Genomic DNA, 3238 nt, shown 5'->3' on the forward strand with positions numbered 1-3238 from the left:
CCCCGGCGGCCGCGCACACCGCGGCGCACGCCATCCACAGCACACTGTGGTTGGCGGCGCGCCCGAGATCACGCAACAGCGGGTCGGCGGGGGACGGGCGCAGCGCCCCGGAACGGTCGAACAGGGCCCGGTCGGCGGTGCGGTAGTGCTCGCGAAGAATCACACCTCGAACCGTAGATGTCGTTGCCACCCATGGGGGTCGGGTTTGCGCGGTACTGTCGAAGTGTGCAGCGACGAATCATGGGTATCGAGACGGAGTTCGGCGTCACGTGTACCTTCCACGGGCATCGCCGGTTGAGCCCCGACGAGGTGGCCCGCTATCTGTTCCGCCGGGTGGTGTCCTGGGGGCGCAGTTCGAACGTCTTCCTGCGGAACGGGGCGCGACTGTATCTCGATGTCGGCTCGCACCCCGAGTACGCCACCGCCGAGTGCGACGACCTGCTCCAGCTCGTCGAACACGACCATGCCGGTGAGCGGGTCCTCGAGGAACTGCTCATCGACGCCGAGCAGCGTCTGGCCGAAGAGGGCATCGGCGGCGACATCTTCCTGTTCAAGAACAACACCGACTCGGCGGGCAACTCCTACGGCTGCCACGAGAATTATCTCGTCGCCCGCGTCGGCGAGTTCTCCCGCATCTCCGATGTGCTGCTGCCGTTCCTGGTGACCCGGCAGCTGATCTGCGGCGCCGGGAAGGTGCTGCAGACCCCGAAGGCCGCGACCTTCTGCCTGTCGCAGCGCGCCGAGCACATCTGGGAGGGTGTCTCGTCGGCGACCACCCGGTCGCGGCCGATCATCAACACCCGCGACGAACCGCACGCCGACGCCGAGAAGTACCGGCGGCTGCATGTGATCGTGGGGGATTCGAACATGTCCGAGACCACCACCATGCTCAAGGTGGGGTCGGCGGCGCTGGTGCTCGAGATGATCGAGGCCGGGGTGCCGTTCCGGGACTTCGCGCTCGACAACCCCATCCGCGCGATCCGCGAGGTCTCCCACGATCTGACCGGTCGGCGCCCGGTGCGCCTGGCCGGGGGCCGGCAGGCCAGCGCCCTGGACATCCAGCGTGAATATCACGCGCGGGCGGTGGAGTATCTGCACCAGCGCGAACCCGATCCGCATGTCGCGCAGGTGGTGGACCTGTGGGGCCGTGTCCTCGACGCCGTCGAGTCGCAGGACTTCGCGAAGGTCGACACCGAGATCGACTGGGTGATCAAGCGCAAGCTGTTCCAGCGCTATCAGGACCGTTACAGCATGGAACTGTCGGATCCGAAGATCGCCCAGCTCGACCTGGCGTATCACGACATCAAACGTGGCCGCGGCGTGTTCGACCTGCTGCAACGCAAGGGGTTGGCGGCGCGGGCGACCGACGACGAGTCCGTCGATGCGGCGGTGGACACCCCGCCGCAGACCACCCGGGCGAAGCTGCGCGGTGATTTCATCGCCGCCGCGCAGGCCGCCGGCCGCGATTTCACCGTCGACTGGGTGCATCTGAAGCTCAACGATCAGGCGCAGCGCACCGTGTTGTGCAAGGACCCCTTCCGGTCGGTGGACGAACGCGTCGAACGGCTCATCGCCTCCATGTGAGCACCGGTGCCCATCGGATCGGACCGTGCGGTCCGATCCGATGGGCGGTGATGCGGTGCCGGCGGCGCGCGGGCACTAGGGTTGGCCCGTGGCGATCTCGAAAGTCGAACGGCTGGTGAATCTGGTCATCGCGCTGCTGTCCACCCGACAGTTCGTGACCGCGGAGAAGATCCGGGCCTCGGTGGCCGGCTACTCCGAATGCGCGAGCGACGAGGCGTTCAGCCGCATGTTCGAGCGGGACAAGAACGAACTGCGCGATCTCGGGGTGCCGCTCGAGACCGGCCGGCCGTCACGGTCGTCGACGGTGGAGGGTTACCGCATCAACCGCGACGCCTACGAGCTGCCGGAGATCGATCTGACGCGGGAGGAGACCGCCGCCGTCGCCGTCGCCGCTGCGCTGTGGGAATCGCCGGAGCTGACCGCCGCCGCGCAGGGCGCGGTGTTCAAGTTGCGGGCCGCCGGGATCCGTGTCGACACCGACGGCGGGGAGGTGGTGGCGCCGCTGCCGCCGCGCGCCCGTGGCTCCGAGCCGGCGCTGACGGCGCTGCTCGCCGCGATCGACGCGGGGCGGGCGGTGCGCTTCACCCACCGCAGTTCCCCCACCGAGCCGTGGTCGACGCGCACCGTCGAGCCGTGGGGTGTGGTCACCGTGCACGGCCGCTGGTATCTCGTCGGCCACGACCGTGACCGCGACGCGGTGCGCACCTTCCGCTTGTCCCGCATCGGCGACGAGATCACCGCCATCGGCCCGGAGGGGGCGGTGCAGATCCCGGAGGGGGTGGATCTGCGGGCCCGGGTGCTGGCCGCGACCTCCCCGGCGGAGGTGACCGGTTCGGCTCGGCTGTGGGTGGCGGACGGACGCGCCTGGGAGTTGCGCCGGCTCGGACGGCCCGGCGCGGCGCGGCGGGTCGGCGACCGGGACGGGGCGGAACTCGAGGTGCCGGTGCGCTCCTGGGAGTGGATCGCGCGGATCGTCGCCGGGCAGGGCGCCGACGCGTTGGTGCTCGACCCGCCGGAGTTGCGGGCCGAGGTGCAGCGCATCCTCGAGCGGGCGGCAACGGATGCGGGGGAGGAGGGTCGATGAGCACACGACTGTCGGCGCGGCTGGGACGACTGCTCAATCTGGTGCCGTATTTCCTGGCGCACCCGGGGATCAGCGCGGCGGAGGCGGCCCGTGATCTGGGGGTGACCCCGAAGCAGGTGATGGACGACCTGAACCAGCTGTGGGTGTGCGGGCTGCCCGGCTACGGCCCCGGCGACCTGATCGACCTGTCGTTCTCCGAGGACAGCATCGTGGTGACCTTCACCGCCGGCATCGACCGGCCGCTGCGGTTGACCTCCACCGAGGCCACCGCGCTGCTCGTGGCGTTGCGGTCGCTGCAGGAGATGCCGGGGGTGGTCGATCCGTCGGCGGCGCAGGCGGCGATCGCGAAGATCGAGGCGGCGGCCGGGACCGCCGCCACCCCCGCCGACACCGTCGCCGATCCGGAGCCGGGGACGGCCGGGGATTCCGATGCGGCCGGGCAGGTGCGGGCCGCGGTGCGGGACGGCCGTGCCGTGCATTTGACCTATTATTCGGCGTCCCGCGACACCGTCTCCGAACGGACGTCGACCCGATCCGCATCGTGATCATCGACGAGCACGCCTATCTGCA

General features: G+C 70.1%; 2 protein-coding genes and 1 pseudogene. All 3 read left to right on the top strand.

Features of this window, described 5'->3' with window-relative positions; all coding sequences use genetic code 11:
- The first annotated feature begins 225 nt into the window (after positions 1-225).
- Positions 226-1584: a Pup--protein ligase gene (pafA, locus tag R1101_RS0119525; RefSeq protein ID WP_026003483.1), complete on the top strand. Its 1359-nt coding sequence runs from the start codon at positions 226-228 to the stop codon at positions 1582-1584.
- An 88-nt stretch (positions 1585-1672) separates the two neighbouring features.
- Positions 1673-2668 carry a helix-turn-helix transcriptional regulator gene (locus R1101_RS0119530; RefSeq protein WP_016935005.1) on the top strand — a complete coding sequence of 332 codons (996 nt, stop codon included), beginning with the start codon at positions 1673-1675 and terminating at the stop codon, positions 2666-2668.
- Positions 2665-3238, top strand: a pseudogene (locus R1101_RS27615) (WYL domain-containing protein); the annotation flags it as partial. The gene R1101_RS0119530 and the pseudogene R1101_RS27615, both read left to right, overlap by 4 nt.

It is taken from the genome of Rhodococcus sp. R1101 (assembly GCF_000278445.1).
Taxonomy (GTDB): domain Bacteria; phylum Actinomycetota; class Actinomycetes; order Mycobacteriales; family Mycobacteriaceae; genus Rhodococcus; species Rhodococcus gordoniae.